The organism is Pseudoalteromonas sp. APC 3358 (assembly GCF_030408075.1).
GTDB lineage: Bacteria > Pseudomonadota > Gammaproteobacteria > Enterobacterales > Alteromonadaceae > Pseudoalteromonas > Pseudoalteromonas arctica.
In genome coordinates this window covers 178,869-205,023 of the sequence record NZ_JASDCE010000005.1, presented here as the reverse complement: position 1 = coordinate 205,023, position 26,155 = coordinate 178,869, and the positions used below count along the sequence as shown (strand labels likewise).

At 39.7% G+C, this 26,155-nt stretch carries 22 protein-coding genes and 1 pseudogene; 8 read left to right on the top strand and 15 right to left on the bottom strand.

Going from position 1 to position 26,155, the window contains the following annotated elements; all coding sequences use genetic code 11:
* Positions 1-9: 9 nt before the first annotated feature.
* A complete protein-coding gene (locus QL995_RS10075; RefSeq protein WP_290294096.1) occupies positions 10-1,590 on the bottom strand; it encodes a sodium:solute symporter in 1,581 nt (526 codons plus the stop codon).
* 196 nt (positions 1,591-1,786) lie between these two features.
* Positions 1,787-4,228: a TonB-dependent receptor gene (locus QL995_RS10070; RefSeq protein ID WP_010553327.1), complete on the bottom strand. Its 2,442-nt coding sequence runs from the start codon at positions 4,226-4,228 to the stop codon at positions 1,787-1,789.
* 196 nt (positions 4,229-4,424) lie between these two features.
* On the opposite strand from QL995_RS10070, the gene QL995_RS10065 reads away from it, so the two are divergent.
* From QL995_RS10065 to QL995_RS10050, 4 genes and pseudogenes are all read left to right on the top strand, one after another.
* Positions 4,425-5,726 (top strand): trehalase family glycosidase, encoded by a 1,302-nt coding sequence (locus QL995_RS10065; RefSeq protein WP_007586071.1) that lies wholly within the window; start codon positions 4,425-4,427, stop codon positions 5,724-5,726.
* Positions 5,727-5,742: 16 nt separating this feature from the next.
* Positions 5,743-6,720, top strand: coding sequence for a carbohydrate kinase (locus QL995_RS10060; protein WP_290294095.1), 978 nt, complete (start codon positions 5,743-5,745; stop codon positions 6,718-6,720).
* On the top strand, positions 6,717-7,916 hold the full coding sequence (locus tag QL995_RS10055) for an AGE family epimerase/isomerase (protein ID WP_290294094.1): 1,200 nt from the start codon (positions 6,717-6,719) through the stop codon (positions 7,914-7,916). Before QL995_RS10060 ends, QL995_RS10055 begins: the two co-directional genes overlap by 4 nt.
* A gap of 79 nt (positions 7,917-7,995) precedes the next feature.
* Positions 7,996-8,559, top strand: a pseudogene (locus tag QL995_RS10050) (GGDEF domain-containing protein).
* Here the strand turns inward: QL995_RS10050 and QL995_RS10045 are convergent.
* Entirely contained in the window at positions 8,465-9,649 is a 1,185-nt protein-coding gene (locus QL995_RS10045; RefSeq protein ID WP_010553332.1) for an NAD(P)/FAD-dependent oxidoreductase, read from the bottom strand. The pseudogene QL995_RS10050 and the gene QL995_RS10045 sit on opposite strands and share 95 nt — an antisense overlap.
* Before the next feature lie 328 nt (positions 9,650-9,977).
* Between QL995_RS10045 and QL995_RS10040 the strand changes: the two genes are divergently transcribed.
* The gene (locus QL995_RS10040; protein ID WP_290294093.1) at positions 9,978-12,104 is read left to right on the top strand and encodes a S8 family peptidase; all 2,127 of its coding nucleotides are present in this window, start codon (positions 9,978-9,980) and stop codon (positions 12,102-12,104) included.
* Between the two features lie 104 nt (positions 12,105-12,208).
* Here QL995_RS10040 and QL995_RS10035 read toward each other — a convergent pair whose 3' ends face one another.
* The 7 genes from QL995_RS10035 to rplU form a co-directional block, all read right to left on the bottom strand.
* Complete coding sequence (locus tag QL995_RS10035) at positions 12,209-12,682, bottom strand: peroxiredoxin (RefSeq protein WP_007586078.1); 474 nt, start codon at positions 12,680-12,682, stop codon at positions 12,209-12,211.
* Positions 12,683-12,870: 188 nt separating this feature from the next.
* Positions 12,871-13,755, bottom strand: coding sequence for a UTP--glucose-1-phosphate uridylyltransferase GalU (gene galU / locus QL995_RS10030; RefSeq protein ID WP_007586080.1), 885 nt, complete (start codon positions 13,753-13,755; stop codon positions 12,871-12,873).
* A 293-nt stretch (positions 13,756-14,048) separates the two neighbouring features.
* Positions 14,049-14,426, bottom strand: coding sequence for a DUF3718 domain-containing protein (locus QL995_RS10025; protein ID WP_007586082.1), 378 nt, complete (start codon positions 14,424-14,426; stop codon positions 14,049-14,051).
* A gap of 78 nt (positions 14,427-14,504) precedes the next feature.
* A complete protein-coding gene (folA, locus tag QL995_RS10020) occupies positions 14,505-14,996 on the bottom strand; it encodes a type 3 dihydrofolate reductase (protein ID WP_024590638.1) in 492 nt (163 codons plus the stop codon).
* A gap of 73 nt (positions 14,997-15,069) precedes the next feature.
* Positions 15,070-16,227, bottom strand: coding sequence for an Obg family GTPase CgtA (gene cgtA, locus QL995_RS10015; RefSeq protein ID WP_010553337.1), 1,158 nt, complete (start codon positions 16,225-16,227; stop codon positions 15,070-15,072).
* A 140-nt stretch (positions 16,228-16,367) separates the two neighbouring features.
* The gene (rpmA, locus tag QL995_RS10010) at positions 16,368-16,625 is read right to left on the bottom strand and encodes a 50S ribosomal protein L27 (protein ID WP_002957747.1); all 258 of its coding nucleotides are present in this window, start codon (positions 16,623-16,625) and stop codon (positions 16,368-16,370) included.
* 16 nt (positions 16,626-16,641) lie between these two features.
* The gene (gene rplU, locus QL995_RS10005) at positions 16,642-16,953 is read right to left on the bottom strand and encodes a 50S ribosomal protein L21 (RefSeq protein ID WP_002957748.1); all 312 of its coding nucleotides are present in this window, start codon (positions 16,951-16,953) and stop codon (positions 16,642-16,644) included.
* 422 nt (positions 16,954-17,375) lie between these two features.
* Here rplU and ispB point away from each other — a divergent pair, with 422 nt between their 5' ends.
* Positions 17,376-18,347, top strand: a complete 972-nt coding sequence (ispB, locus tag QL995_RS10000) for an octaprenyl diphosphate synthase (protein WP_165722156.1) — start codon at positions 17,376-17,378, stop codon at positions 18,345-18,347.
* A gap of 86 nt (positions 18,348-18,433) precedes the next feature.
* Here ispB and mdh read toward each other — a convergent pair whose 3' ends face one another.
* Positions 18,434-19,366: a malate dehydrogenase gene (gene mdh, locus QL995_RS09995; protein WP_007586102.1), complete on the bottom strand. Its 933-nt coding sequence runs from the start codon at positions 19,364-19,366 to the stop codon at positions 18,434-18,436.
* Between the two features lie 225 nt (positions 19,367-19,591).
* On the opposite strand from mdh, the gene argR reads away from it, so the two are divergent.
* Entirely contained in the window at positions 19,592-20,059 is a 468-nt protein-coding gene (gene argR, locus QL995_RS09990; protein WP_002957753.1) for a transcriptional regulator ArgR, read from the top strand.
* Positions 20,060-20,066: 7 nt separating this feature from the next.
* On the opposite strand, the gene QL995_RS09985 is transcribed toward argR, so the two are convergent.
* Genes QL995_RS09985 through QL995_RS09970 form a run of 4 tightly spaced genes read right to left on the bottom strand, consistent with a single transcriptional unit; the run spans position 20,067 to position 24,700 of the window.
* A complete protein-coding gene (locus QL995_RS09985; RefSeq protein ID WP_024590635.1) occupies positions 20,067-20,966 on the bottom strand; it encodes a Dyp-type peroxidase in 900 nt (299 codons plus the stop codon).
* A gap of 48 nt (positions 20,967-21,014) precedes the next feature.
* Positions 21,015-22,064, bottom strand: coding sequence for an ABC transporter ATP-binding protein (locus tag QL995_RS09980; protein WP_024593609.1), 1,050 nt, complete (start codon positions 22,062-22,064; stop codon positions 21,015-21,017).
* On the bottom strand, positions 22,065-23,696 hold the full coding sequence (locus QL995_RS09975; protein WP_290294092.1) for an iron ABC transporter permease: 1,632 nt from the start codon (positions 23,694-23,696) through the stop codon (positions 22,065-22,067).
* Positions 23,696-24,700, bottom strand: a complete 1,005-nt coding sequence (locus tag QL995_RS09970) for a Fe(3+) ABC transporter substrate-binding protein (RefSeq protein WP_290294091.1) — start codon at positions 24,698-24,700, stop codon at positions 23,696-23,698. The genes QL995_RS09975 and QL995_RS09970 overlap by 1 nt, the downstream gene beginning before the upstream one ends.
* A 937-nt stretch (positions 24,701-25,637) precedes the next feature.
* Here QL995_RS09970 and QL995_RS09965 point away from each other — a divergent pair.
* Positions 25,638-26,153: a hypothetical protein gene (locus tag QL995_RS09965; protein ID WP_290294090.1), complete on the top strand. Its 516-nt coding sequence runs from the start codon at positions 25,638-25,640 to the stop codon at positions 26,151-26,153.
* Positions 26,154-26,155: the final 2 nt, after the last annotated feature.

The window sequence follows — 26,155 nt, the reverse complement described above, 5'->3', positions numbered from 1 at the left end:
AGTCACAGCTCACGAAAAAATTGAAGGAATAGCTAAACAAATTAATATCATCACAATAAACATGCTAAGTAGCATAACGATATCTTTGCCAGTTAAAATTGAGTTTGACACTGTCTCGGCATTTTGTACTTTTGTTACTTCGTTTACCTCTCTTGGAATTAAACGACTCGTAACATAAATAATCACAGCAGCGCTTACAAAACCGATAAAATTCCACCAAAACCAGAAAATATCAGGCGTAAATACCGACACCAACAAGTTAATTAATACACCACTAATTAAGCCAATATTGGCATGCAATGCAGCACTGCGTTTACTTAGTACAGCAACTAAAAATACTGCCAGTATTGGGCCATAAAATAACGAGCCGACTTTGTTAATAGCTTCAATAATGGTCGGCGCTATGTCACCGGCAAAAAGTGATAGTACTAAGGTAATTGCGCCCCATGCTAAACCTAAGTATTTAGCTAACTTTAAGTAAGATGGTTGGTCTAGCTCTTTATTAGATATACGGCTGTAATCTTCAATACTTACCGCCGAAAGTGAATTAATTGCAGAGCTAAGTGACGACATCGCTGCCGACAAAATAGCGACAACCAATAAACCAATTAAGCCATGCGGTAGGTAATCTAAAATAAATATAGGCATCATCCAATCAGGGTTATCTGCTGGAATTTTTGCTAAAAATTCAGGGTTACTCATTGCCAGAGTGCCAACAATTAAACCCGACACGCAATATAAAATAGTAATTGGAAAGCGCACTACACCATTTGCTAAAATCATGTAGCGTAGGTTTTTAGGATCTTTTGCACTGAGCGCACGTTGCGCTTGCGTTTGGTCACACCCATAGTAAGAAGCGTAAAGTACCACACCACCAAAAATCATCGGTAAAAAGCCAAAGCCATCTCCACTAAAACCAAATGAATCAAACTTAATCGCTTCTAATCGGCTCGAATCAACATTGGCAATAAAGGTATCAACCCCACCCAAGTGATATAGTCCAAACCCAATACAAGCAATAGTACCCAATACAATGATGATCATTTGAATCGCATCACCGTACACTACGGCTTTCATCCCGCCTTGCAGTGAATATAAAACGGTTATAACGCCCGTTAGTACAATAGCTTGCCATGCTTCTATTCCCATGGTGCCTTGTAAAATAAGCGATACCGCGTAAATCATAATGCCGGTCGCAAACGCACGGCTAAATTGAAAAACCACACTAATAAGTACACGGGTTGAGCGCCCAAAGCGCATTTCTAGATAGTCGTAAATACTGACAATGCCGCTTTTATAAAGCTTGGGCAAAATAGTCGCTAAAATTAAAATCATCGCCAGCGGAACACCCAGCTCATACGAGAGCCATTGCATACCTCCACCTTCACGCAAACCAACAAATGCAGGAGCTGAAATAAAGCTAATAGCCGAAAGCTGAGTGGCCATTACCGACAAAGCCAAAGGTTTCCAACCTAAGCTTTTACCCCCTAAAAAGTAATCATTTTTATTGGTTTGTTCGCGTAGCATAAATCCCATTACCAATAAGGCACCAAGATAAAGAGCAACTATTGAAAAATCTAATATATTCATAATTAATTCGCGTATTCACAATATGAAAACACTGCGCCTTTTCAAAAATAAAATACCAAATGGCTACCTGCCCTTATCTTTTTAATAAACGAGCCTAGTCAAAAAGATAAACCTGTAGCTAACTTAGCTGAAAAATGCATCACAATGCAAAAAACCTATTAACCCCAAAGTGAGTTAATAGGCATAAAGCATTTATTTAAAAGTCGTATTTAACTCTTAAAGTAACGCGTCGTGGGAGAATTGGGCGACCGACAAAGTATGGGTTATCTGCCGTTTGGCTATTACCTAGACGAGGTGAACCTTCAGTAACACCGTCAGAATCAAACAGGTTAAATACCCCAACGCTTAAGCGTACTGTTTGCTCTGGTGCAACTTGCCAGTTATAGCCTGCATCAAATCTAAATAAGTGGAATGAATCAAGTTCTACCGAGTTTGAGTCGTTAGCATAGTTTTTACCGGTAAAGTTATGGTAAATCGATGCATCCCAGTTATCTGCGGTGTAGCTAATAGATGAGTTAAATAATATTTTTGGTTTACGACGTAATTCGTTACCAATAATAGAAGGGTCTGAGTCAAATTCAGTAAATTCGTGATCGGTATAGGTCATATTGGCATCAACAGCCCACTCATCGGTAATATCGTAACGACCGGTAAGCTCAACACCCGTTGCTTTAGTTGATTGCATAACTGGCAGCTCTAATACGCCCCCATTACCATCATTTACAAAGTCTACGCTGCGTCTGTCTTTTAAGTCAGTTCTAAATAACGCAATGCTGCCGCTAAAGTCGTTATCAAAAAACTTAACACCTAGCTCGCCTTGCTCAACAATTTCGGCTTCATAGCTGGCAGGCTCGCCTAAATCATTAAACTGAATACCTCTAATTTCTGGGAAGAAAAACCCGCGAGATGCATTGGCATATACATTTAAATTATCAGTTAAGCGATATAACGCCGCCCCTGATACAGCAAATTCAGACGTGTCGACTTCGCCGTAAGTCATTACACCACTGCCCGTAGTGTTAACTTGTAAGTTAGGTGCAAGCGTTGGATCATCAGAAATCTGAACTACTTGGCTGCCTTCGCGACTAATTTTTCCTTCAATTTCTTCGTAGCGAACACCAAAGTCAAAAATCCAATCGTCACTTTCCATTTGATCCGCTACGTACAATGCTCTGCGGGTAGCGCTAATGGTTTGGTTAGTATAAGAAATGCCTGGGCCACTAATACCATTTTGAGTGTACTGAACCTCATCGCCATTAACATCGGTATACGTTAAGTCGATTAAGCGAGGGTTGTTATTAAACTCACCTAAGTAAGTTGTAATAACGTTATCGTCGTCGGCTTCACTGTGCGAGAAAAATGTACCGACTGTAATATCATGGCTAAAATCACCTACAAAAATACTTTTGATGATATTAAATTCTGCAGAAAAATCTTCAGCTGGGCGGTCGCGGTCTAAAATACGGTTAGCAAATAGTAAGTCATCACTTGCAAGTGCGACACCTGAATTAACATAAGAAAACTCAGCACCGCTTGCATCACCTAGCCCTCTGTTAGCTAAAAAGTCGTCTTGGCTTTCAGGTACATTAATAATACCGTCGCCGTCTAAAAATAAATTAAATTCGTGTTGGTATTTAGCGTATTTACTGCGCATATTAATGGCAAAATCGTTAGCGAGTTCTTTTTCAAACACCACTGAAATAGAACCACCTTTAGTAACTACACCATCGCTGATTGGCGATTCATAACGACCATTTGCTGTATCGTACGTTAAGTTAGATACTTGCGCCGTTTGCAGTGATTCGACTTCACGACCATCATTACCAATTAAGCGCTCGCGGCTGTCGCCATCAAGTGGAATAGGTAAGTAAAACTGAGCTTGGTCGTCAATGTACTGTCCGTAAACAGTAAACGAGCCAGAGCCATCATCAAATTCTTTACGAATATTACCACGCAACTGTGTACCTTTAGTCTCAAGGCCTGTATCTAAAGGGCCCTCGTCGTAACGGTAAAAGCCAGAAAGCGCATAATATAAGCCATCTTCGTTAAGCGGACCGCTCGTTGCAAAATCTAAGCGAGTACGCCCTTGGTCAGAAAGCTCCATTTGTACGGTACTTTGCGGATCATCACTGCCCGTTTTAGAAATATAGTTAATAATGCCGGCCACAGAACCTTGGCCAAATAAATTAGATACACCACCACGCACAAACTCTACGCGCTCAATACCCAAATCATTACGGTAATACACATCAAACGCCGATGAGTTTAAACCAAAAACACTCAGTGTAGGTGAACCATCATAAGACAGCGGCGTAAATTGAAACTGACCCGATGAAGGTAATCCTCTTACTTGTAGGTTAGTAGCGACTTCACCGCCACCGCCTTCTACTTTAATACCCGGAATATAGCGAAGCACATCCGCTTGGCTACTTGAAGACAGCTTTACCAGCTCGTCTTCACTAATAGATGTTACTGATTGTGGAGTGTCTGAAATAACACGCCCTTTACTGGTACCAGAGACGATAATACGCTCAACGTTGTTAGCTTTTTTTGCTGTATCTGGTGCAGCTTCTTCTGCTGCATAAGCGCCCTGTGCGAGGCATAAAGATACAATAGAGGCGATCGTTGTTTTATTCACGGGTATTCTCCAATTGTGCTAGTTGTTTGTGTGTATTTACTTAGAGTGTGGCTAAGCAAAGCCGAAATAATCAAGTAAACATGTTAGTTTTTTGTTACTTCGAACAGGATTTAAGCACAGAAAAAAAACATTTACAACCCATAATGAGTGCTTTAATATTATCCAAATCGGAAATAACACACAAAGAGCACCCAATATGACTACTATAAACAGCGGTAAAATTGACTCAGCAACGGCTTCATCGCTTGCAGACCTTGCTACTAAAACACTTATAGCAAATGACTTAGGTGGCTATACAGTACCAACACATGGCTTATACCCGTTTCAGTGGAACTGGGATTCAGCCATTACAGCACTAGGCTGGATGAAATCAGACGAAAGCCGCGCATGGCAAGAAATTGATGTGTTATTTTCAGGCCAATGGGATGATGGCATGGTGCCGCACATCTTGTTTCATAAAGATTCTGATACTTATTTTCCTGGTCCTGACGTATGGGGTTCGGATAAAAAAATTAAAAGTACGTCTATTTCACAGCCGCCAGTAGTCGCCACCGTAATGAAAGAAATGCTTGCCAGCGCTAAAGATAAAGCACTTGCAGAACAAAAAGTTAAAGCGTTATTTTCACAAGTAGTTGATTATCATTTATGGTGGTACAACGACCGAGATCCTGAAAAAACAGGCTTAGTAGTAACCTACCACCCGTGGGAATCGGGCATGGATAACAGCCCATCGTGGGATGACGCTCTTCATGCTGTGCCATGTGTAGATTGGGAATATACGCGCCGTGATACAAGTCATGTAGATTCTTCTCAGCGTCCACATAAAAGTGAGTACGACCGCTTTTTATACCTTGTAGACTTTTTCAAACGTAACAACTTTGACAGCAAAGTAATTTACGAAACCTGTCCGTACAAAATGAATGACCTAGGTATTATTGCTATTTTGCATCGTGCAACCAAAGATTTACTCAAAATGGGTGAACAACTTGGCTTAATCGATGCTCGCACTGATTACTTAGCACAGCGTTTACAAATAACAGAGCAAGCCATAAATACTTTATGGTGTGAACAAAGCCAGTACTTTTATTGCAGAGATGTTTTAACTAACAGCTTGGCTAAAGTTAAAACATCAGCCGCGCTATTAACTGTATATGCAGGTTTAACAAGCGATGAGCAAACTAAAATAATTAATACAGCCACCGAAGATTTTATTGAATCGAGCCAATTTAGTGTGGCATCTACTCACCCTAAAGAAGAAAAATACGAGCCACAACGCTACTGGCGCGGCCCTATTTGGCTACACATCAACTGGATGATAGCCATAGGCCTTAAAGAAGCCGGCTTTGTAACAACCGCCGAAAAAATTCAAGATGATACGCGCAACCTAGTTGTTAAGTCAGGCTACTACGAATATTTTAACCCAGAAACAGGTGCAGGCTGTGGTGGTAAAGATTTCTCGTGGACAGCTGCAATAGCATTACATTGGCTACTTGACTAACAACTAAGGCAAGATCATGAAACACACAATATGCTTTGGTGAAGTACTGGTTGATTTACTTTCAAATAAATTAAGCCAAAACAGCAACGAACACGAAGCGTTTACCAAGTTTGCAGGCGGTGCGCCTGCAAACGTAAGCGTTGCCATTGCAAAGCTAGGCGGTAATGCCTACTTTGCAGGAATGCTAAGCACTGATAGCTTTGGCGACTTTTTACATAATGCATTAAAAGAGCAAGGTGTAAAAACCGACTTTATGCGTTTTACCAACCAAGCAAAAACAGCTCTCGCGTTTGTATCACTCGATAACGATGGCGATCGCACGTTTGAGTTTTACCGTGATAACACCGCCGATTTGCACTTTAGTAACGATGACTTTAGTCGCGAATGGTTTGAGCAATGCGATATTTTTCATATTTGCTCAAACACATTAACCGACAAAAACATCAGAAACACCACCGCTTACGGTGTTAAATTTGCAAAAAAAAATAACTCAATTGTGAGCTTTGATATTAACTTGCGCCTCAATTTATGGCCAAGCGATGCCAACCCTCGCGAGTATATTTTACCGTTATTAAAAGACTGCTCAATTATTAAAGCCTCAAAAGAAGAGCTTGAATACTTAGCGGGTGAGCAATCGAGCGATGAGTTTATTGCACAAACACTTAATAACGGTTGCGAGCTATTTGTAGTTACCGATGCATGCAACCCTATGCATTGGTATACAAAAAATGCCAAGCAAACGCTTCACCCTAAAAAGGTTACTATGGTTGATGCCACTGCTGCAGGAGATGCGTTTGTTGGTGGTTTACTATACCAGCTTGGTTTACACGCATTAACACCAGCGAGCTTTAGTACCCTTTGTGAAAATAATGCAAAGCTAAATACTATTTTTGAATTTGCTTCGCTATGTGGTGCCCATGCCGCATCTTACAAAGGGGCATTTAACTCCCTACCTAACCAAAAGTCTCTATACGATTTTAGGAGCGAACGATGAAAAGCACACCTGATAACTTTAAAAGCCGTGAATTTTTAACGCAGCACATTAGCGACACACTAGCATTTTATGAGCCAAATATTGACGACGAACACGGTGGTTTTTACCAAAACTTTTCTGATAACGGTGAGGTATTTGATAAACACACTCGCCACTTAGTAAGCTCTACTCGTTTTGTATTTAACTATGCACGCGCGTATCAAACCTTTAATGACGAAAAGTATCTTAATCGTGTTAAGTCGGGGATTGAGTTTATTCGTAAGCATCACCTTATAGAGCAAACAGGCGGCTACAACTGGTTATTAAAAGTTGAAAACGGTCAAGCCACCGTGCTTGATAACACCAATCATTGCTATGGCTTTGCATTTGTTATTTTAGCGTACAGCTGGGCATATCGCGCAGGTGTTACTGAGGCGCGCGAATACCTAAACGATACATTTCAAACAATGGAAACACATTTTTGGGATGCAAAAGCAGGGTTATATAAAGATCAGCATAACAGTGACTTCACAACATGTGATTCATACCGCGGCCAAAACGCCAACATGCACACCTGCGAAGCACTTATTGCCGCCTATGAAGCCACAAAAGACGAAATATTTTTAAACCGTGCGCTCACACTTGCCGACAACATGGTTAATCGCCAAGCTAATTTAATGGGTGGGCTAATTTGGGAGCATTACGATATAAATTGGCAGGTCGATTTAGAGTACAACAAAGACGATCCTAAAAATTTATTTCGTCCGTGGGGCTTTCAACCTGGACATCAAACAGAGTGGTCAAAACTGCTTATGTTTTTAAATAAGCATAAGCCACAAAAATGGCTTATTGAACGCGCTCAAGCCTTATTTGATAACTCAATAAATGTAGCGTGGGATAAAAAACACGGCGGTATTTGCTACGGCTTTGCCCCTGATAAAACTATTTGCGATGACGATAAATACTTTTGGGTGCAAGCCGAAACTCTGTGTTGTGCCGCGTATCTTTATCAAGCAACAGGGGATGAAAAATATCAGCAATGGTATGACAAAATTTGGCAGTATTCGTGGCAGCATTTAGTTGATCATAAATACGGAGCCTGGTTTAGAATTTTAACCGCTGACAATAAAAAAATAGACACGATGAAAAGCCCAATAGGTAAAACTGATTACCATACAATGGGTGCCTGTTTTGATGTGCTCGAACTATTAAAGTAACTATGTAGTTATAACTTTTACAGTATTGTGTAGACCTTTTAACCGCCAGTTTGGCGGTTTTTTTCTTAAGTGTTAGCCTATTTTTAAAAATACAATTCCAAAAATCTCTAACTACTTACTTATTTACGATATAGATAACTTTAAAAATATTAACGATATCTATGGTCGTTTAGTAGGTAATAGCGTTTTAAGTGAATTTACCAATATACTAAAAAATTAAATGCCAAATAGCTCTCTAATTGCACGATGGGGAGGTGTAGAGTTTACTGTTATTTTATCAGGCACCTCCATAACCGATGCGATGGCACAAGCCAATGAGCTAAAAGAGTATGTGGGCACTCATCCAATTGCAAATATATCTCTTACTATCAGTATAGGTTTAGCCCCTATTCAAACGGGTGATACTGTACTAAATATATTGGAACGGGCTGATAAAGCACTATACGAAGCTAAAAATAATGGCCGTAATTTAGTCTGTTGTAGCGATAATAAAGTTTGTAACCTTGGGGTGAACGCTTCACCCCTTAACTTTATTGTCTCTACACAGCCTATGCATACTGCCCACAAGCAAATCCACAGCTCCAAGCATACTGAAAATTGTAGCCCCCTAACCAACCCGTTACGTCAGTTACTTCGCCTATAAAGTATAGGCCTTTAGCTTTTTTAGCTTCAAAGGTTTTTGAGCTCAACTCGTCGGTATCTACACCGCCCAATGTTACTTCTGCTGTTCTATAACCTTCTGTGCCATTGGGTTTAATTTGCCACGCATGAATGTAATTTACTAACTCATCTATTTGGGCATGTGTAAGCTGATTAATATTACAATCTGGTATCGCTTTGCTTTCGTGCAGTATTTCTATAAAGCGTTTAGGTAAAATAGTCGAAAGGCTGTTTTTTAACGACTTTTGGGCTTGTGTTTCACGCCAATCAGCAAGTTGTTGCCTTAAATCAATTTCAGGTAGCAGGTTTATAGTGACAACCTGCCCTGCTCGCCAAAATGAGCTTATTTGCAATATTGCAGGGCCCGATAACCCTCGGTGAGTAAAGAGGATATTTTCTTTAAATACGGTGCCGTCTTCGCTTGAAACTTCACATGGAATACTAATTCCCGAAAGCCCTTCAAAACGCTCTTTATCATGCTGATGCAGAGTAAACGGCACAAGTGCAGCCATAGTTGGTAACACGCTTAAGCCAAACTGCTCTGCAATTTTATAACCTATTGGTGTAGCCCCTAGTTTTGGCATGGTTAAGCCACCTGATGCTATAACTAACGACTCACAGCTTAAGGTTTCTTGCTCTGTGGTAACGCTATAGCCGGTTTCGGTTTTTGATACACTGATCACTTCACTGCGTAGCTTTATATTTACTCCGGCCCACTCACATTCTGTTAGTAAAATATCAACAATGTCTTGTGCATTGTTATCGCAAAAAAGCTGGCCTAGTGTTTTATGGTGATACGCCAAGCCATGTCTGTCCACCAGCTCAATAAAGTCATGCTGTGTATAACGACTTAAGCATGATTTAACAAAATGAGAGTTTGTGCATAAGTAGTTATCCGGGGTTGCATTTTCATTTGTAAAATTGCAACGCCCACCACCACTTATTAAAATTTTACGACCTGGTTTTTTCCCCATATCAAGTACTGTAACGCTTCGGCCACGGTATCCAGCTTGCGCTGCACACATTAATCCTGCTGCTCCCGCACCTATTACAATTACATCTACTTGGGTCATTTATTTATCTCATTAAAAAATTTGCTCGATTATAGCAAAGTTTAATAGCTAACAACGCAGCATTTGAATTATTAGTAATAACACAACAAAAACGCATCAGTAATAAGTAGGGAATAATTACCCTCACAATAAAACAACCCTTTATGCTTATTTTTAATTTATATTACAAATACTAAACAACGAGTAAACCGCTAAAAACCTGGGTTATAACTAAATGAAAGAGGTACATAATAAATTGATATTTTAACATAGTTAACAGATGGTTTACTTTTGTTCCCGCATCGTGATCTTATATCACGAAATAATAAATAAAAATCTAGGGATAATTATGACAACTAGTAAAACTTTTAAAAGATGCGCAATTGCAATTACAGTTAGTACGCTTTTTGCAGCAACATCTGGCATGGCTCAATCAGTTTCAAGTTCAATGGCTGAAACATCGGCTAAACTACAAAGCCAAGGCAGTTTCGAAACTCAGTTCATTATTAAATATAAAAATAATAACGAAATGGCGAGCTTTTCAACTGCTGACGCAAGCCCGTCTAGCATGAAAAAGCGCGCACAAAGCTTTGTTAAAAACTTCGCTTCTAAAAAAGGCAAAGTAAAAGCAAAATATATTCGTGCAATGGCACTTAATAACCACCACGTAATGCGTGCTGATAAAAAATTAAGTACAGCAGAAGCCCAAGAGTTTATGCAAGAAATGGTTGATTCTGGCAATGTTGAATACATTGAAGTGGATCAAATGTTAAAGCCGTTTTCAACTCCTAACGATCCACGCTTTGATGACCAATGGCACTACTACGAGCAAGCCGGTGGTTTAAACTTACCTACTGCATGGGATACCGCAACGGGTAGCGGTGTAGTTGTAGCTGTACTAGATACGGGTTACCGCCCACATGCCGATTTAAATGCTAACATTTTACCGGGTTACGATATGATCTCTAACCTATCGGTAGCTAACGATGGCGGTGGTCGCGATAGCGATGCACGTGATCCTGGTGATGCAGTTGCTGCGAATGAATGTGGCACTAACGGTGCACAAAACTCTAGCTGGCACGGCACGCACGTAGCCGGCACAGTTGCTGCGGTAACCAATAACGGCGAAGGTGTTGCAGGCGTAGCTTATAACGCAAAAGTAGTGCCTGTTCGTGTACTTGGTAAGTGTGGTGGTTTAACCTCTGATATTGCAGATGGTATTATTTGGGCATCTGGCGGAAGTGTTTCAGGCATTCCTGCTAACTCAAACCCTGCAGATGTAATAAATATGAGTTTAGGTGGCAGCGGTTCATGTAGCTCGACAACTCAAAATGCAATTAACACCGCGCGTAGTAACGGCACTGTGGTAGTTATTGCTGCAGGTAACGATAACGATAACTCAGCAAACTACAACCCAGGTAACTGTAATGGTGTAGTAAACGTAGCATCAGTAGGTCGTAATGGCGGTCGAGCTTATTACTCAAACTACGGTAGCAATATTGATGTTGCAGCACCGGGTGGCGCGCAAAGTTTTGCAAACGACTCTGAAGGTGTTCTATCAACTTACAATTCAGGTTCGTCTACACCTTCAAGCGACAGTTACGGTTATTCGCAAGGTACATCAATGGCTGCGCCTCACGTAGCAGGTGTTGCGGCACTTATTAAGCAAGCAAAACCAGATGCAACGCCTGACGAAATAGAAAGTATTTTAAAATCAACAACCCGTTCATTCCCTGCTACATGTACTAGCTGTGGTACGGGTATTGTTGATGCAGCCGCAGCTGTTGCAGCAGCAAGTGGCGGCACTACTCCGCCTACAGGCGGTGATAGCGAGCTTATTAATGGTGAAGCTAAAACAGGTTTAAGTGGGGCTGCAAATGCACAAGCGTTTTACACTATGACCGTACCAAGCGGTGCAACTAACGTAACATTCACTATGAGTGGTGGTACTGGTGATGCTGATTTATACGTACGTGCGGGCAGTAAACCTACAACTACTACCTATGACTGTCGCCCTTATAAAGGCGGTAATAGCGAAGAGTGTTCTATTGATAACCCTACAGCAGGCACTTACCACGTAATGCTTAACGGCTACTCTGCGTATTCAGCTGTGAGCTTGGTAGGTAATATTACTGGTGGTTCATCGTCTGGTGGCGGTACAGGCACTCCACAAGCTGGCGGCGGCACTATAAGCGATGTGACAGCCAATACCGGTCAGTGGAAACATTACACGTTAGATGTACCTGCAGGAATGAGTACGTTTGCAGTAACAACGTCGGGTGGAAGTGGCGATGCAGACTTATTTGTAAAATATGGCAGCCAACCAACAACCACTACGTACGATTGTCGCCCTTATAAAAATGGCAACGCAGAAACATGTACATTTACCAATCCACAAGCAGGTACTTGGCACTTGAGCGTTAACGCTTATAGCACTTTCTCTGGTTTAACACTTAGCGGACAATACCAACCGTAATTTAAAATTTGAGCCGTAAATAAAAAACCGATGTTGTTTCCAACATCGGTTTTTAAATAGTAAGTAGCTGATTAATTAAAGCTAAAACCTGCACTTTATTACTGTTATAGCTTCTCTAGTACTGATTCTGCGCGGCTTACAACAAACTCTTTGTCTTGCTCTACAAATAAACCAGTTACTACTGCATTTTCAACAATCATAGCGTAACGCGTTGAACGTAAACCACCAAAACTAGCGGTATCTTTATCAAGCCCTAACGATTTAGTGAAACTTCCATCGCCATCGGCAAGCATGGTAATTTCTTGCGCGTTTTGCGAGTCGCCCCATGCTTTCATAACAAATGCATCATTAACAGATACACAGTAAATAGCATCAACACCTTTTGCTTTAATTTTATCAGCAAGAGTAATAAATTCAGGTAGATGTGCATTTGAACACGTTGGTGTAAATGCACCTGGCACTGCAAATAACACGACTTTTTTACCTTCAAACAACTCTTTATTTGTAAGAGATTGCATACCGTCGTCAGTTAATTGCGTTAACGTAACCGATGGTAATTCTTGGCCTTGCTCAATCATGGTGGTTCCTTTAAAAGATCAATACAGAATAAGTAACAATCATACTACGTAACCTATTACAGTGTAGGTAAAGTGTAACTAACTTAGTAACCCAGAGTAGTCTAGCAAAGGTTTATAGACCGAGTTCACTACATTTTATGATAACTATTTTAGCTTCTATAGTTTTCATAAAATTTATTGCTCTGTAGTTAAGGTAAATTCAAATCATTTATAAAGCGAGAAAAGTCATTACCTAACTTTTTATCCCGCATGCTGTACTCTACAATTGCTTTTAAATAGCCTAACTTATCTCCGCAATCGTGAGAGCGACCACTCATATGGAATGCTTCAACGGTTTCTTGTGCCATTAATGCGTCAATAGAATCTGTAAGTTGTATTTCACCGCCAGCACCTACAGACGTTTTTGCAAGTAGAGGCCAAATATTCTTACTCAGTACATATCGCCCTACAACAGCAAGATTTGAAGGTGCTAAATCAGCATCAGGTTTTTCAACCATTGCTTTAATTGCAGCACTTTTACCTGGCATTAACTCAACACCGTTTATATCAGCAATACCATATTTACTAACGTCTTCTTTAGCTACCGGCTCAAGCATTATTTGGCTTGCTTGAGTTTCTTTAAAGCGTTTAATCATGGCCGCTAAGTTTTCAGTTTTTTGGTCCGCTGTATAAGCATCAAGTATCACATCTGGCAGGAGCACTACAAAGTTATCGTCACCAACTATTGGCTTAGCACACAAAATAGCATGCCCTAGCCCTTTAGCTTCACCTTGGCGTACACTCATAATGGTGACATCAGGCGGACAAATAGAGCGAATCTCATCTAATAAAGCACGTTTAACACGTTTTTCAAGAGTAGCTTCTAGCTCGTAACTTGTATCAAAATGGTTTTCGATTGCATTTTTAGAGCTGTGTGTAACTAATACAATATCTTTAATACCGGCAGATACACATTCGCTGACAATATATTGAATTAGAGGTTTATCAACTATAGGGAGCATTTCTTTTGGAATAGCTTTTGTCATAGGGAGCATTCTCGTCCCTAAGCCTGCTACTGGAATTACAGCTTTCATATCTATCCTTAGTGATTAAGTTTGTAAATAAACTAGCAGATACAAAATAGATACCAGCTGAATAAAGTTACCTCTTTTGAAGAAGTAAATTTGAAGCTGCTTTTAAAGTGAAGACTCTACACTTTGGGAATATAAAATAGATAGGTAAATAGTGAACTTATTAATGATTTTGTTGGGGGGTGAGATTACATTAGCTAAATAAAAAAGCCTGAGATTGTTATTAATAACAACTTCAGACTAATCAATATTTAACAATACCTTACTGAAGGTAGAGTTATAAAACCTTTTTATAATTAAAGACCAGCGCGATCTTTAATCACTGCAATAAGTGGTGAGCTAGCAAAGTTGCCTTCAGCCCAAGCAATATCAGCACCATCTGTTAACGCACTTTTTGATAAGTTTTTAACTATATACTCACCAGTATCCACTGCATTACTAGCAACAGCATGGCGTAATAAGTTATTACCATTACATTGTACTGCATCATAAATATTACGAATTTTTACACGAGAGCTTTTAAGCTTGCTGCGTAATCGGTTTTTATCGTCTGCCGCAATATATTCACAAATAGATACTGCTAATTGATCTTCAGCATTTGCAGGTGCTGTATACGAAAAAGAACTTACAGCGACAACAGCAGTAAGTGCAACTAGCTTTGGTAATTTAAACATGACAAACCCTTTATAATACTTTGTTCTTATATAGACTATCAAATATTATATCAATCTATCAAAAATTACGCAATAATGTTAATGTTCTTTATACAAAGTTACGAATTTATAACTAGATTTGTTTTTTTCATCAGGAAGGTTTTCTTGCTCTTCTTTCACGTCCCAATTAGCAACTTTATTGTAATCAGGAAACTGTGTATCGCCTTTAATATCTAAATCAATAAAGGTTAAATACAAGCGTTCTGCTTTTGGTAAAAATTGCTCATAAATATTACCGCCACCAATAATCATTACTTCTTCAACAGCACAAACCAGTTCTAGTGCGGCCTCTGGTGTGGTTACCACTTCAATACCCTGTGCTGTATATTCGCTGTTTCGAGTAATAATAATATTACGACGCCCAGGTAAAGGACGGCCTATTGACTCAAAAGTTTTACGACCCATGATCACAGGTTTACCCGTAGTTATTTTTTTAAAATGCTGAAGATCCGCAGGTAAATGCCATGGCATTTTATTATCTAGGCCAATTACACGGTTATTTGCCATTGCTGCAATCATTGAAATTATCATAATAAACACCTAGTACTTTATTCTTAAACAAAGAAAAAGGAGCATAAGCTCCTTTTTAATAAATTCTATTTAATTAACGCTCGTAGACAACTTCTACGTCGTAATCGTCTTCATCCCAGTCGTCCCAATCATCATCATTGCCTTTACCTTTAGTGGCTTTTTCATGATAGGTATCCCACTTGAATTCAACTTCTTCATCTTCAACTTGTACAAACTTCTCTTTAGGCATGCTATCAAGTAGTGTCATTATGTTGTGGATTAAAGGTTGAGTATTAAGTTTATTAATTGCTGAAATGTGATAAATATTTTCAGTTTCGCCCAGCTCTTCTGCAATCGCTTCGCATAGCGCTTTTGCTTCATCTGCTGGTAATAAATCTATTTTATTAAACACTAACCAGCGTGGTTTTTCAGCTAATTTAGGACTGTATTGGTGTAGCTCGTTAATAATCGAGAATGCATTATCAACAGGGTTTGAACCATCTACCGGCATTACATCAATAATGTGCAATAACACACGACAACGCTCTAAATGCTTCAAGAAGCGAATACCTAGGCCTGCACCATCAGATGCACCTTCAATTAGACCCGGAATATCGGCTATAACAAATGATTTATTTGCTTCAGGACGTACCACACCTAAATTAGGAATAAGCGTCGTGAATGGGTAATCAGCTACTTTTGGTCTTGCTGCAGATACACTGCGGATAAACGTAGATTTACCTGCATTTGGTAATCCTAGTAAGCCTACATCAGCCAATAATAGTAACTCTAACTTTAAGTTACGTACTTCACCGGGTGTGCCCAATGTTTTTTGACGAGGTGCTCGGTTAGTACTTGATTTAAAACGTGCATTCCCCAAGCCGTGGAAACCACCTTTTGCAACCAAAATTCGTTGACCATCTTGAGTTAAGTCGCCAAGTCCCTCTTGGGTATCAACATCCATGATGCGCGTGCCTACAGGCACCATAACAAATAAGTCATCGGCTTTTCGGCCTGTACAGTTACGGCTACGACCGTTAGTACCACGTTCAGCTCTATGAAAGCGCTCAAACTGATAATCAATTAGGGTATTTAAGTTTTCATCAGCTTGTAGATAAACACTACCACCGTCTCCACCGTCACCGCCGTCTGGTCCACCATCTGGAACATATTTTTCACGACGGAAAGACACGATGCCGCTGCCACCGTCTCCAGCTTCTGCGCGAATTTCTACTTCATCTACAAACTTCATGATTACTCACTTTAGGGATTGGCTTGTTTAATAACTCTATTATATACCCAAGCCAACACAAATGCAGGCTTGGGTATATATTTTGACTGACTACAAAACAAAAAACCCCGCAAAGGCGGGGTTTTTAACTACCTTACTGATTACTCAGTTACGATAGTTACGTATTTACGGTTTAAAGGACCTTTTTGTTCAAACTGAACTTTACCATCTGCTTTTGCGAAGATAGTGTGGTCTTTACCGATACCTACGTTAGTACCAGGGTGGAAACGAGTTCCACGCTGACGAACAATGATGCTACCCGCTAGAACTGATTCGCCACCAAAACGCTTAACACCTAGGCGTTTGCTTTCTGAATCGCGACCGTTACGAGTACTACCAGCTGCTTTTTTATGTGCCATTTCTAAGTACCTCTAATTAAGCGCTAATGCTAGTGATTTTAACTTCAGTGAACCATTGACGATGGCCCATTTGCTTACGAGAATGCTTACGGCGTCTAAATTTAACAACCTTAATCTTCTCACCGCGACCATGTGAAACAACCTCAGCTGTTATCTTGCCACCGTTTACGAACGGTACACCGATCTCGATTTTCTCACCATCAGCAACTAAAAGTACTGAATCAAATTCTACTGCCGCACCAGTTTCAACGTCTAATTTTTCAAGACGAATCGTTTGACCTTCAGTCACACGATGCTGTTTACCACCACTTTGGAAAACCGCGTACATAATTAACTCCGTCTGTGCACCCTCAAATCGGCGCAACTAAAATATTCTTCGATAGGGCGCGAAGTTTACGCTAACGCGAAATAACTAGCAAGCCTATTTTGTAATTAAAATGAATAAAAAGTAGCTGCTTTGAGAGCAATTCAATATTTACCCCATTTTATATTAATTAGCCCTTTTGCCAAGCGCTTTTTAACTCTTAGTCGAAATAAATTAATGTACTCAAATATGACCCTCACAGCTTAATATCTAAGCACACCATAAACTGTATATTGATTATCAATTAATCAGTTATCTTGGCTAATTCAGTCTAAATTAAGTACTTTAATAGTGTTTTTTCAATCAATCGTCACAAAATATCGAGCTAGTGCATTTTTTGTTGTACAATCTGCGCCGTTCACACATAAAAATTGGCTCGGAGATCAATGGATATAAAAGCTATCCAGGCGTTAATCGAAAGCGATATGAATGACGTCAATCAACTTATACATGCGCAAATGCGCTCAGATGTGGCGTTAGTTAATCAGCTTGGTTTATATATAGTTAGCAGTGGCGGCAAACGCGTTCGTCCAATGCTCGCGATTTTAGCAGCCAAAGCGCTCGGTTATCAGGGTAAAGATCACATAACACTTGCAACAATTGTTGAGTTTATTCATACAGCAACGCTATTGCATGATGATGTTGTAGATGAATCAAACTTACGACGTGGCACGCCTACAGCAAATGCTGAATTTGGTAATGCTGCTAGCGTATTGGTTGGTGACTTTATTTACACTCGTTCATTTCAGCTTATGGTTGGTCTTGGAAAAATGCAGATTATGCAAGTACTTGCCGATGCAACAAACATTATTGCTGAAGGTGAAGTATTGCAGTTAATGAACTGCAACGACCCAGATACGACCGAAGCCAGTTATATGCAGGTTATTTACTCTAAAACAGCTAAGTTGTTTGAAGCAGCGACAGGCCTTGCTGCCATTATTACTGAGCAAGACCAAACTACTCTCGATGCACTAAACCTATATGGTATGCATTTAGGTACTGCGTTTCAGCTAGTAGACGATGTACTCGATTACAATGCAGATGCTGAGCAGTTGGGTAAAAACATTGGTGATGATTTAGCTGAAGGCAAACCAACGCTTCCACTTATTTATGCTATGCAACATGGTAGCGAGCAGCAAACGCAGCTTATTCGTGATGCAATAGAGCACAGTAATGGTATGGAGCATTTAGAAGAAATTTTATCGGCACTAAAGCAAACTAATGCGCTTGAATTTACAATGCAAAAAGCAGAGCTTGAAGCTGACAAAGCTATTGCGTGTTTAGACTTTTTAGCTGAGTCTGACTATAAGCAAGCACTCATAAGCCTTGCTCGTATTGCGGTTGACCGCGACCACTAGTTTTAACTAGTTACACAGTGTGAAATTAATTCTGAGCAATAAAAAAGCCTGCAAATACAGGCTTTTTTGTTATTCTACTTTGGCTATTACGCCATGAAATCAACACCTTCTTTGATGTCTTTTTTCAGTGTTTCAAGCATGTCATTTTTTGCTTTTGTTTCAAATGCGCTTAGTTCGCCGTAAGAAAGAATTTCTTCTACGCCGTTTTTACCTAAACGTACTGGATGTGCAAAGTACTCTGCATCGCCATTTTCAACAGCAACGTAAGCGTAATCTACAACTTCCTCACCTTGTAGGCCTTTAACTAAAGACATACAAAAACGAGCTGCAGCAGCACCCATAGATAGCGTAGCTGAACCACCGCCTGCTTTAGCATTTACAACTTCAGTACCCGCATTTTGGATACGTGGAGTAAGTGCAGCAACTTCTTCATCTGTGAAAGAAACACCTTCAACTTGAGAAAGTAGAGGAAGAATAGTTGTGCCTGAGTGACCACCAATTACTGGTACTTTAACAGTTGCTACGTCTACGCCTTTAAGTTCAGCAACAAATGCTTCTGAACGAATAACGTCAAGCGTAGTAATACCGAATACGCGTTTAGCGTCGTAAGTACCTGCTTTTTTGAATACTTCAGCAACGATTGGAACTGTGCCATTTACTGGGTTAGTAATAATACCTACTAACGCTTTAGGACAGCTAGCAACAATGCCTTCTGCTAAAGTTTTGATGATACCAGCATTTACATTAAATAAATCAGCACGATCCATACCTGGTTTACGTGGCATACCCGCTGGGATAAGAACGATGTCAGAGCCTTCAAGCGCTTTGTTTAATTCGTCTGCGCCAAAGCCTGCTACTTTAACATCTGTTGGGATGTGAGAAAGGTCAACCGCAACACCTGGTACTACTGGTGCAACATCATAAAGTGATAATTCAGAGCCAGCTGGTAAGCCTGTTTTTAATAATAAAGACAACGCTTGGCCGATACCGCCTGCAGCACCTAATACAGCAACTTTCATTGGAATTCTCCGTAATTTGAGGTAGGAAACATTTGTGGCTCTTAAGATAATGAAATTAGCGACTAAAAACAAATTTATCCTGTCTATTTCAAGTATATTTTCGACCATAGTCGTAAACTTTTGTGATTTAACGCATCAAACTGGCAAGTTAACTAAACAACTGCTGCATAATTATTCATTTTTGTGTAGAATTTGCGGCATAAATAACAAAAACGAATAAAGACTATGCAACCACAAGATAAACAAGAAGCACTGGTAAAAGCATTTAAATCACTATTAAAAGAAGAAAATTTTGGCTCTCAAGGCGAAATAGTTGATGCATTAAAAGATCAAGGCTTTGACAATATAAGCCAAAGTAAAGTATCGCGCATGCTAAGTAAATTTGGTGCTGTACGCACACGTAACGCCAAACAAGAAATGGTTTACTGCTTACCTGCTGAAATGGGTGTACCTACGGCTAAAAGTCCATTACGCCAATTAGTAATCGACATTATGCACAACGAAATGATGATCATTATTCGTACCAGTCCAGGCGCCGCTCAGCTTATCGCTCGTTTATTAGATTCATTAGGTAAAGCAGATGGCGTACTAGGAACAATTGCAGGCGACGATACTATTTTTATCGCTCCTGCTAAAATATCTGAAATAGATGTAACACTTGAACGTGTTCGCATTTTATTTGATACGGTTTAATAGCAAACTAAATTTGTTTTAAAAACCCGACTGAAGGCGCGAAAAAAGCAGAACCCATATCGGCTTGAGTAAAATCAAGCCAGTGGTCGTAACAATCTCCTTCCCCTAAACGACTATTAAGTACTTTTTCAAATGCGGTGCCCGTACAAGAGCATGTAATTGATAACATTCCCTGCTCATACACATCGCCATAAGGCATGCTCTGATTTAATAATAGCGGTTGTCCGTCTTCGTCTTTTAGCTCACTTCGCGAAGCATGGCTGGTTTCAATCGCAGGGGTAATTAGCGTGTTATCAAGGCGCGTACGTCCCATTATTTGTTCTTGCTCGCTCAATGATAAGTGCTGCCACATAGTTAAATCATGCTTATAACGCTGTACATGAATATAACTCCCCTGATCTTCAAAATTGCCAGGGTTACTAATTAAAGCCGTAGCGCGCTTTTTTCTTCCATGTGCGGTGTCGCCACCATAAATAAAACCATTAAAATCACGACCATCTAAAAAGCGAAAATTACGAATTTGCTCCACCAGCTCAACATCGGGGGCAAATAGTTTTAAAATTTGCAGCGCAAATAAATGGTTAACGTCTTCACGGTCAGAGCGAATTTGCACAAATAAATCGCACGGTTGTACGCTCATTTGATGATCGCTATGGTTTATATTAGGAAAGCTCTGTAATTCGCTTGGGATGTATTCAGGGAGGATATGCGGCCAATATTGCGCACCAATAGCAACCATACAAGAAAGCATTGATTCTGAAAATTGATCGCTAAATTCTTCTTCAATAGCGCTTACTTGTTTTAACTTTGCGCGAAGTGATTCATCTTGACCATCAAACACATTAAAAAATAAGTGCAAACCGTGTAAGTTTGCTTCAGCACAAATCCCTGATTGCGCTTGCGCCATTGTTATTCCTTAGTTTTATAGATAAAAACACAGCGAATAACAAATTAATTACGATTCGAAAAAATTCACCGTGTGAGGTTTTATTTTTATTATAACCTGCTCATTATTTTCAAATGACTGGCCATATTGTGCAGCAACTTCAATTTCTTGTTCATCAATAACAAGTGAATAAACATACGCCGAACCAATAAAGCGACGACTTATGATTGTAGCTCGCTTGCTGAGTTTGTCACTTTGGTTATCTGCCACTAATTCTATTTGATGAGGGCGCACATATATAAGCCCTACGCTTACGTTTTGCTTACTCTCAACATAGGACTCGACTAAACCAAATGGTGTTTTGTATTCAGTTGCTGTTAATACTTCTGCGCTCAAGTATATGCCTTGACCCAGAAACTCTGCAACCTCCTTTGAACATGGAGCTGCAAAAAGCTGCTCAGGCGTGCCTTGTTGCTCAATTTTACCGCGATGCATAATGGCAAGTGTATCTGAAAAGGCAAACGCCTCTTCTTTTGAATGTGTAACAAACACAGCAGATACTTGGGTTGCCTTAATAATTCGACGTATATCGGCAATTAATTCAAAGCGTACTTGTGTGTCGATATTTGAAAAGGGCTCATCAAGTAGCAATAAACTAGGCTTATAAGCTAATGCACGAGCAATAGCTACACGCTGCTGTTGACCACCCGATAACTGATGCGGGAACCTGTCGGCACAGCCAATTAAATGTACCAGCTTAAGCATTTCATCAACGCGTTGCTGCTTTTGAGCTTTACTCATTTTACTAAGCCCAAATGCAATATTATTTGCTACAGTTAAATGCGGAAACAATGCATAATCTTGAAACATCATGCCGATGTTACGGTGCTCAGGCGAGACAAACGATTGCTCATCACTCACTAATTTACCGTCTATAAAAATAGACCCTTGCTTAGCTTCAATTAAACCTGCAATCGCTTTTAACGTGGTCGTTTTGCCGCACCCACTCGCTCCGAGTAGGCAAACAATTTCATCTTTACCCACCGTTAAATCTAAATCGTGAATAACCTTTGTGCCGTTATAGTGATAGCTCACTCCTTGTAAAATTAAACTACTCATTTAACTACGCTGCTCCATAGAACGATTAATAAAATACAAAGGAATAAACCCAACAATAACAATAAATAATGCCGATATTGAAGCAAGCTCTAACTGCTCGTCGCTCACATACTGAAATACATGAGTAGCTAAGCTTTCAAAATTAAACGGTCTGAGCAATAGCGCAGCTGGCAGTTCTTTCATGCACTCAATAAATACCAATAACGCAGCAGTAAGCAATCCTCTTCGCAGTAAAGGTAGGTGCACTAAACGCAGTGTTTGTCCTTGGCTTTTACCCATTGATTGGCTTGCCATATCAAGTGATGGGCTAATACGTAAAAAACTCGACTCAATTGCTCCATGTGCAATGGCGTAAAACCTAACAATATAAGCAATAATAATAGTAAAAATGCTACCTGTAAGCAGCAAGCCAATATCTAAATTATACGGCTCGAGCGCTGTGTTAATGGTGTTCTCTAACAATGTAAGCGGTAACAAAACCGCAATAGCGAGTACTGTACCAGGCAGCGCATATCCGGTGCTTGCTAAACGTCCGGGAATAAGCGGATACGTTTGCTTTGCCACACGCTGATAAAAAACGACAAAAACACTCAACGTAATCGTTATTAGGCTCACAACCCCTGCCACTTTTAAACTTTGCCAAGCGTAACTAAAAAACTCTACATTCCATGCTTTATCAAAGTAAGTAATGGCGTAATTTATAAGTACTACAATAGGAATTACAAACGCGATAAGTAAAATAAAGCTGCAAAATGCCGTTGCGAGCCAAGCTGACTTTCCTTTTAATACATAGAGAGATTCACTATTTACACTTGATTGGCGCTCAAATACCGCTTGGTTACGACGACTAAAGCGCTCCGCCATTAATGCTAAAAATAACAGTAATAACATCACACCCGATATTTTAGCTGCCGCTGTAAGTGAGTAATAACCAAACCACGTATCGTATACGGCAGTCGTTAATGTACTTACGGCAAAATAACTCACTGTTGCAAAGTCAGCCATGGTTTCCATACTTATAAGCGCAAGAGCCGCCACAATAGCCCCACGAGAGAGTACTAAGCTTACTTTAAAGAAACTTTGCCAAGGAGATAATCCCATTAACTGGCTAGCTTGTACTAATTTGAATGACTGCTCGCGAAGAGCCGTTTTAAAAATCAAAAATAAATACGGATAAAGCACCAAGGCAATCATAACGATGGCCCCGGGTAATGTACGTATATCAAAAAACCAATAGTCATTAGGCGATTGCCAGCCAAACCATTCTCTCAGCGCTATTTGCACCGGGCCCGCATAATCTAATAAATCAGTGTATACATAGGCAATAATATAGGTGGGCATAGCAAGGGGCAGCATAAGTGCCCATTCAAACTGTTTTTTACCCGGGAAACTACAGTAAGCCGTTAGCCACCCAAGTGGCAAAGCTATGGCGCAGCTAAGGACGCAAACACCTAAAACAAGCAATACGGTATTGGTTATGTAATCCCAAAGCACGGTATCCCACAGGTGAGAAAACACCTCAGAGCTACCTTGTAGAGATTCAAAAAGAAGAAAAAACAACGGGGCCGATAGAATTAAGCCAGTCGACCACGCAAAGAGCTGCCATTTAGACAGCTTAAATTTATTAGTCATTAAAGATCGAACTTCACCTCATCAATTAGCTTAAGCGCTAACGGACGATATTTACTAATCTCATCAAGTGGCAAGCTGTCTTCTTTAAAACTCCCCCAAGAGGCAACCAAACTTGATAGTTCAACACCCGACTTAACTGGATACTCCATATTTAATGAGGCATACATGTTTTGTGCTTTACCGTCGGTCATATATTCTATGAGCTTTAATGCATTTTCAGGGTTTTTAGCATATTTGGTAATAACCGCACCCGAAACATTTATGTGTGAGCCACGATTAGTTTGATTCGGAAAGTTAATATTTACGGCCTCAGCCCAACCTTTTTGTTCTTTATCTTCTAGCATTTTACCAAGGTAGTAACTATTACCTAATGCCAAGTTACATAAACCTTCTTTAACGGCTTTAACTTGAGCACGATCGTTACCTTGAGGTTTACGTGCTAAATTAGCCTTAACACCTTCAAGCCACTCTTTGGTTTGCGCTTCACCATGGTGTGCAATCATAGAAGCCACTAAACCTAAGTTATATGGATGTTTGCCAGAACGCGTACAAATTTGTCCTTTGTATTTAGGATCTGCTAAATCTTCATAAGTGAGCTTAGGTAACGCACCAATTCGCTCTTTTGATGAATACACATTACGAACTCGCTTAGTAAGCGCGACCCATTGGCCATCACCGTCACGAAAAGCTGCAGGCACGTTATTATTTACACTGTCACTTTTTATAGTTTGTGTTAATTTTAAATCTTCTAATTGAATAAGCGCACTAAAATTAGAGGTTAATACTAAATCGGCTTTACTATGTTTACCTTCACGTTTAACACGCTCAATTAACCCTTTTTTAGCAAAAACAACATTGGTTTTTATTCCCGTTTGTTTTGTAAAATCTTCTAAAATTGGCTGAATCAAAAACGGCTGACGAAAAGAATAGATATTAACAACGTCACTTGCAAAGGCTGGTGCCGATGCTGCTAATCCTAAAACAAGTGTAAATACTGTCTTCATTATTTCACCTAAATAATTGTTATTATCATCGAATTCTACCGCGCTCATTCAAAAAGTGCACACTTTAAATAAATGTAAATATGTAAATAACGCCCAAAAAGGAAATGCAGCGTAAGAGATGTCTCACGGATGTGACAGCTAATGAGTAAAAATCAAGATAAAAAACACACAAAAACAACCTAAGCACCTGTATTAATTGAGTTTTCACATTATTACTATTGCGTAAATACTAATTGAATGTAGTTTTATCCTTATTTTAGTTGCTCTATTGCACTATAATTTACGCATCAACCAAGCAATGACGCTTATTGAGTAAAAGGAAATGGACTGCTTACTCAACCAACCAATGATTAGGTTACCAGGACAACACGGATTTTAGGACAGGCTCAGGATGAGTATCACAACGCAATGTTGTAAAAAGGACAGCGTCAGGAAGATGCGAAAAGGATAACAACACGGCTAAGTTGTTTAACAGGATGTTTAAGGAATAAATGGACAGGCCTTTAAGGCAACACAATGGATTGGTTAAAATAGGGATACACTAGGAAGTGTAATTAAGGATTTGGTAATAGTATTTACCCTACAGGATGTTTAGGAATTTAAGGATACAGGCCCGGATGGTCTACATTACATAGAACTAAAAAGTAATATAGTAATAAACATGGATTAGTAAAAATTGGAGTTGATTAAGTTCAATTGCAGGATGCAGAAAATTAGAAGATTCCGCAAGCGCGCCTAGAGATAGAGCGCGCTTTTCTTTGCCTAAAATTTGGGTTTAGTAAAGCTCTAAGCAACTACCACTAACTTTTGCAGGGTAATACTGCATCCCAGCTAATCAATATTAATACCTTCAAATACTTTATTAATATTTTAAATTTCGCTAAGTTTTTCATTAATTGCGCCGATAACTAAGTAACGCAAGGATCATAAATACTCAATGGATATGAATTTTAAAACGCCGCAAAGCAATACCTTTTTATGTAAAGTATCAGACGCAAGTACAGCAAAACCAATTGGTGTTTTTAGTGCCCAAACTCCCAACAAAAATCCGTATAAAGCTTTATTTAGCCCCAAAGGTTATAACTTTTTAAATATGCCAATGAGTGAGTTTAAAAACATACTTAACGTAATTATCCAGTTAGAAAGCGATATTTCTATTAGTAAATGGGGTGAGGGTTCTCGACCTGATGAATTTAGTTATCAGCTTAATAGAATAGCAAACGCTATTGCGACTACTCACTTTAAGGGAAAAACCGATATTAGCTGTTACTTTTTAAAGCGAGTCGAAGAGGCTAAGGATATGATTGGTGAGGACTGCACCTCGTTTATTCAGGCTCACAACAGCGTAAGCCAATTATATAATACGGTTTTACAATTAACATCTGAAGAAGGCTTCAGAGCAATTCAAAATAAAGCACTTGCTCACTTAAAAGAGCAGCAAGCTTTCGCTTAACT

Coding starts and splice junctions, on each gene's coding strand:
- QL995_RS10075 (WP_290294096.1), bottom strand. CDS start 1,590: ATGAATATATTAGATTTTTCAATAGTTGCTCTTTATCTTGGTGCCTTA.
- QL995_RS10065 (WP_007586071.1), top strand. CDS start 4,425: ATGACTACTATAAACAGCGGTAAAATTGACTCAGCAACGGCTTCATCG.
- QL995_RS10060 (WP_290294095.1), top strand. CDS start 5,743: ATGAAACACACAATATGCTTTGGTGAAGTACTGGTTGATTTACTTTCA.
- QL995_RS10055 (WP_290294094.1), top strand. CDS start 6,717: ATGAAAAGCACACCTGATAACTTTAAAAGCCGTGAATTTTTAACGCAG.
- QL995_RS10045 (WP_010553332.1), bottom strand. CDS start 9,649: ATGACCCAAGTAGATGTAATTGTAATAGGTGCGGGAGCAGCAGGATTA.
- QL995_RS10040 (WP_290294093.1), top strand. CDS start 9,978: ATGACAACTAGTAAAACTTTTAAAAGATGCGCAATTGCAATTACAGTT.
- QL995_RS10035 (WP_007586078.1), bottom strand. CDS start 12,682: ATGATTGAGCAAGGCCAAGAATTACCATCGGTTACGTTAACGCAATTA.
- galU (WP_007586080.1), bottom strand. CDS start 13,755: ATGAAAGCTGTAATTCCAGTAGCAGGCTTAGGGACGAGAATGCTCCCT.
- QL995_RS10025 (WP_007586082.1), bottom strand. CDS start 14,426: ATGTTTAAATTACCAAAGCTAGTTGCACTTACTGCTGTTGTCGCTGTA.
- folA (WP_024590638.1), bottom strand. CDS start 14,996: ATGATAATTTCAATGATTGCAGCAATGGCAAATAACCGTGTAATTGGC.
- cgtA (WP_010553337.1), bottom strand. CDS start 16,227: ATGAAGTTTGTAGATGAAGTAGAAATTCGCGCAGAAGCTGGAGACGGT.
- rpmA (WP_002957747.1), bottom strand. CDS start 16,625: ATGGCACATAAAAAAGCAGCTGGTAGTACTCGTAACGGTCGCGATTCA.
- rplU (WP_002957748.1), bottom strand. CDS start 16,953: ATGTACGCGGTTTTCCAAAGTGGTGGTAAACAGCATCGTGTGACTGAA.
- ispB (WP_165722156.1), top strand. CDS start 17,376: ATGGATATAAAAGCTATCCAGGCGTTAATCGAAAGCGATATGAATGAC.
- mdh (WP_007586102.1), bottom strand. CDS start 19,366: ATGAAAGTTGCTGTATTAGGTGCTGCAGGCGGTATCGGCCAAGCGTTG.
- argR (WP_002957753.1), top strand. CDS start 19,592: ATGCAACCACAAGATAAACAAGAAGCACTGGTAAAAGCATTTAAATCA.
- QL995_RS09985 (WP_024590635.1), bottom strand. CDS start 20,966: ATGGCGCAAGCGCAATCAGGGATTTGTGCTGAAGCAAACTTACACGGT.
- QL995_RS09980 (WP_024593609.1), bottom strand. CDS start 22,064: ATGAGTAGTTTAATTTTACAAGGAGTGAGCTATCACTATAACGGCACA.
- QL995_RS09975 (WP_290294092.1), bottom strand. CDS start 23,696: ATGACTAATAAATTTAAGCTGTCTAAATGGCAGCTCTTTGCGTGGTCG.
- QL995_RS09970 (WP_290294091.1), bottom strand. CDS start 24,700: ATGAAGACAGTATTTACACTTGTTTTAGGATTAGCAGCATCGGCACCA.
- QL995_RS09965 (WP_290294090.1), top strand. CDS start 25,638: ATGGATATGAATTTTAAAACGCCGCAAAGCAATACCTTTTTATGTAAA.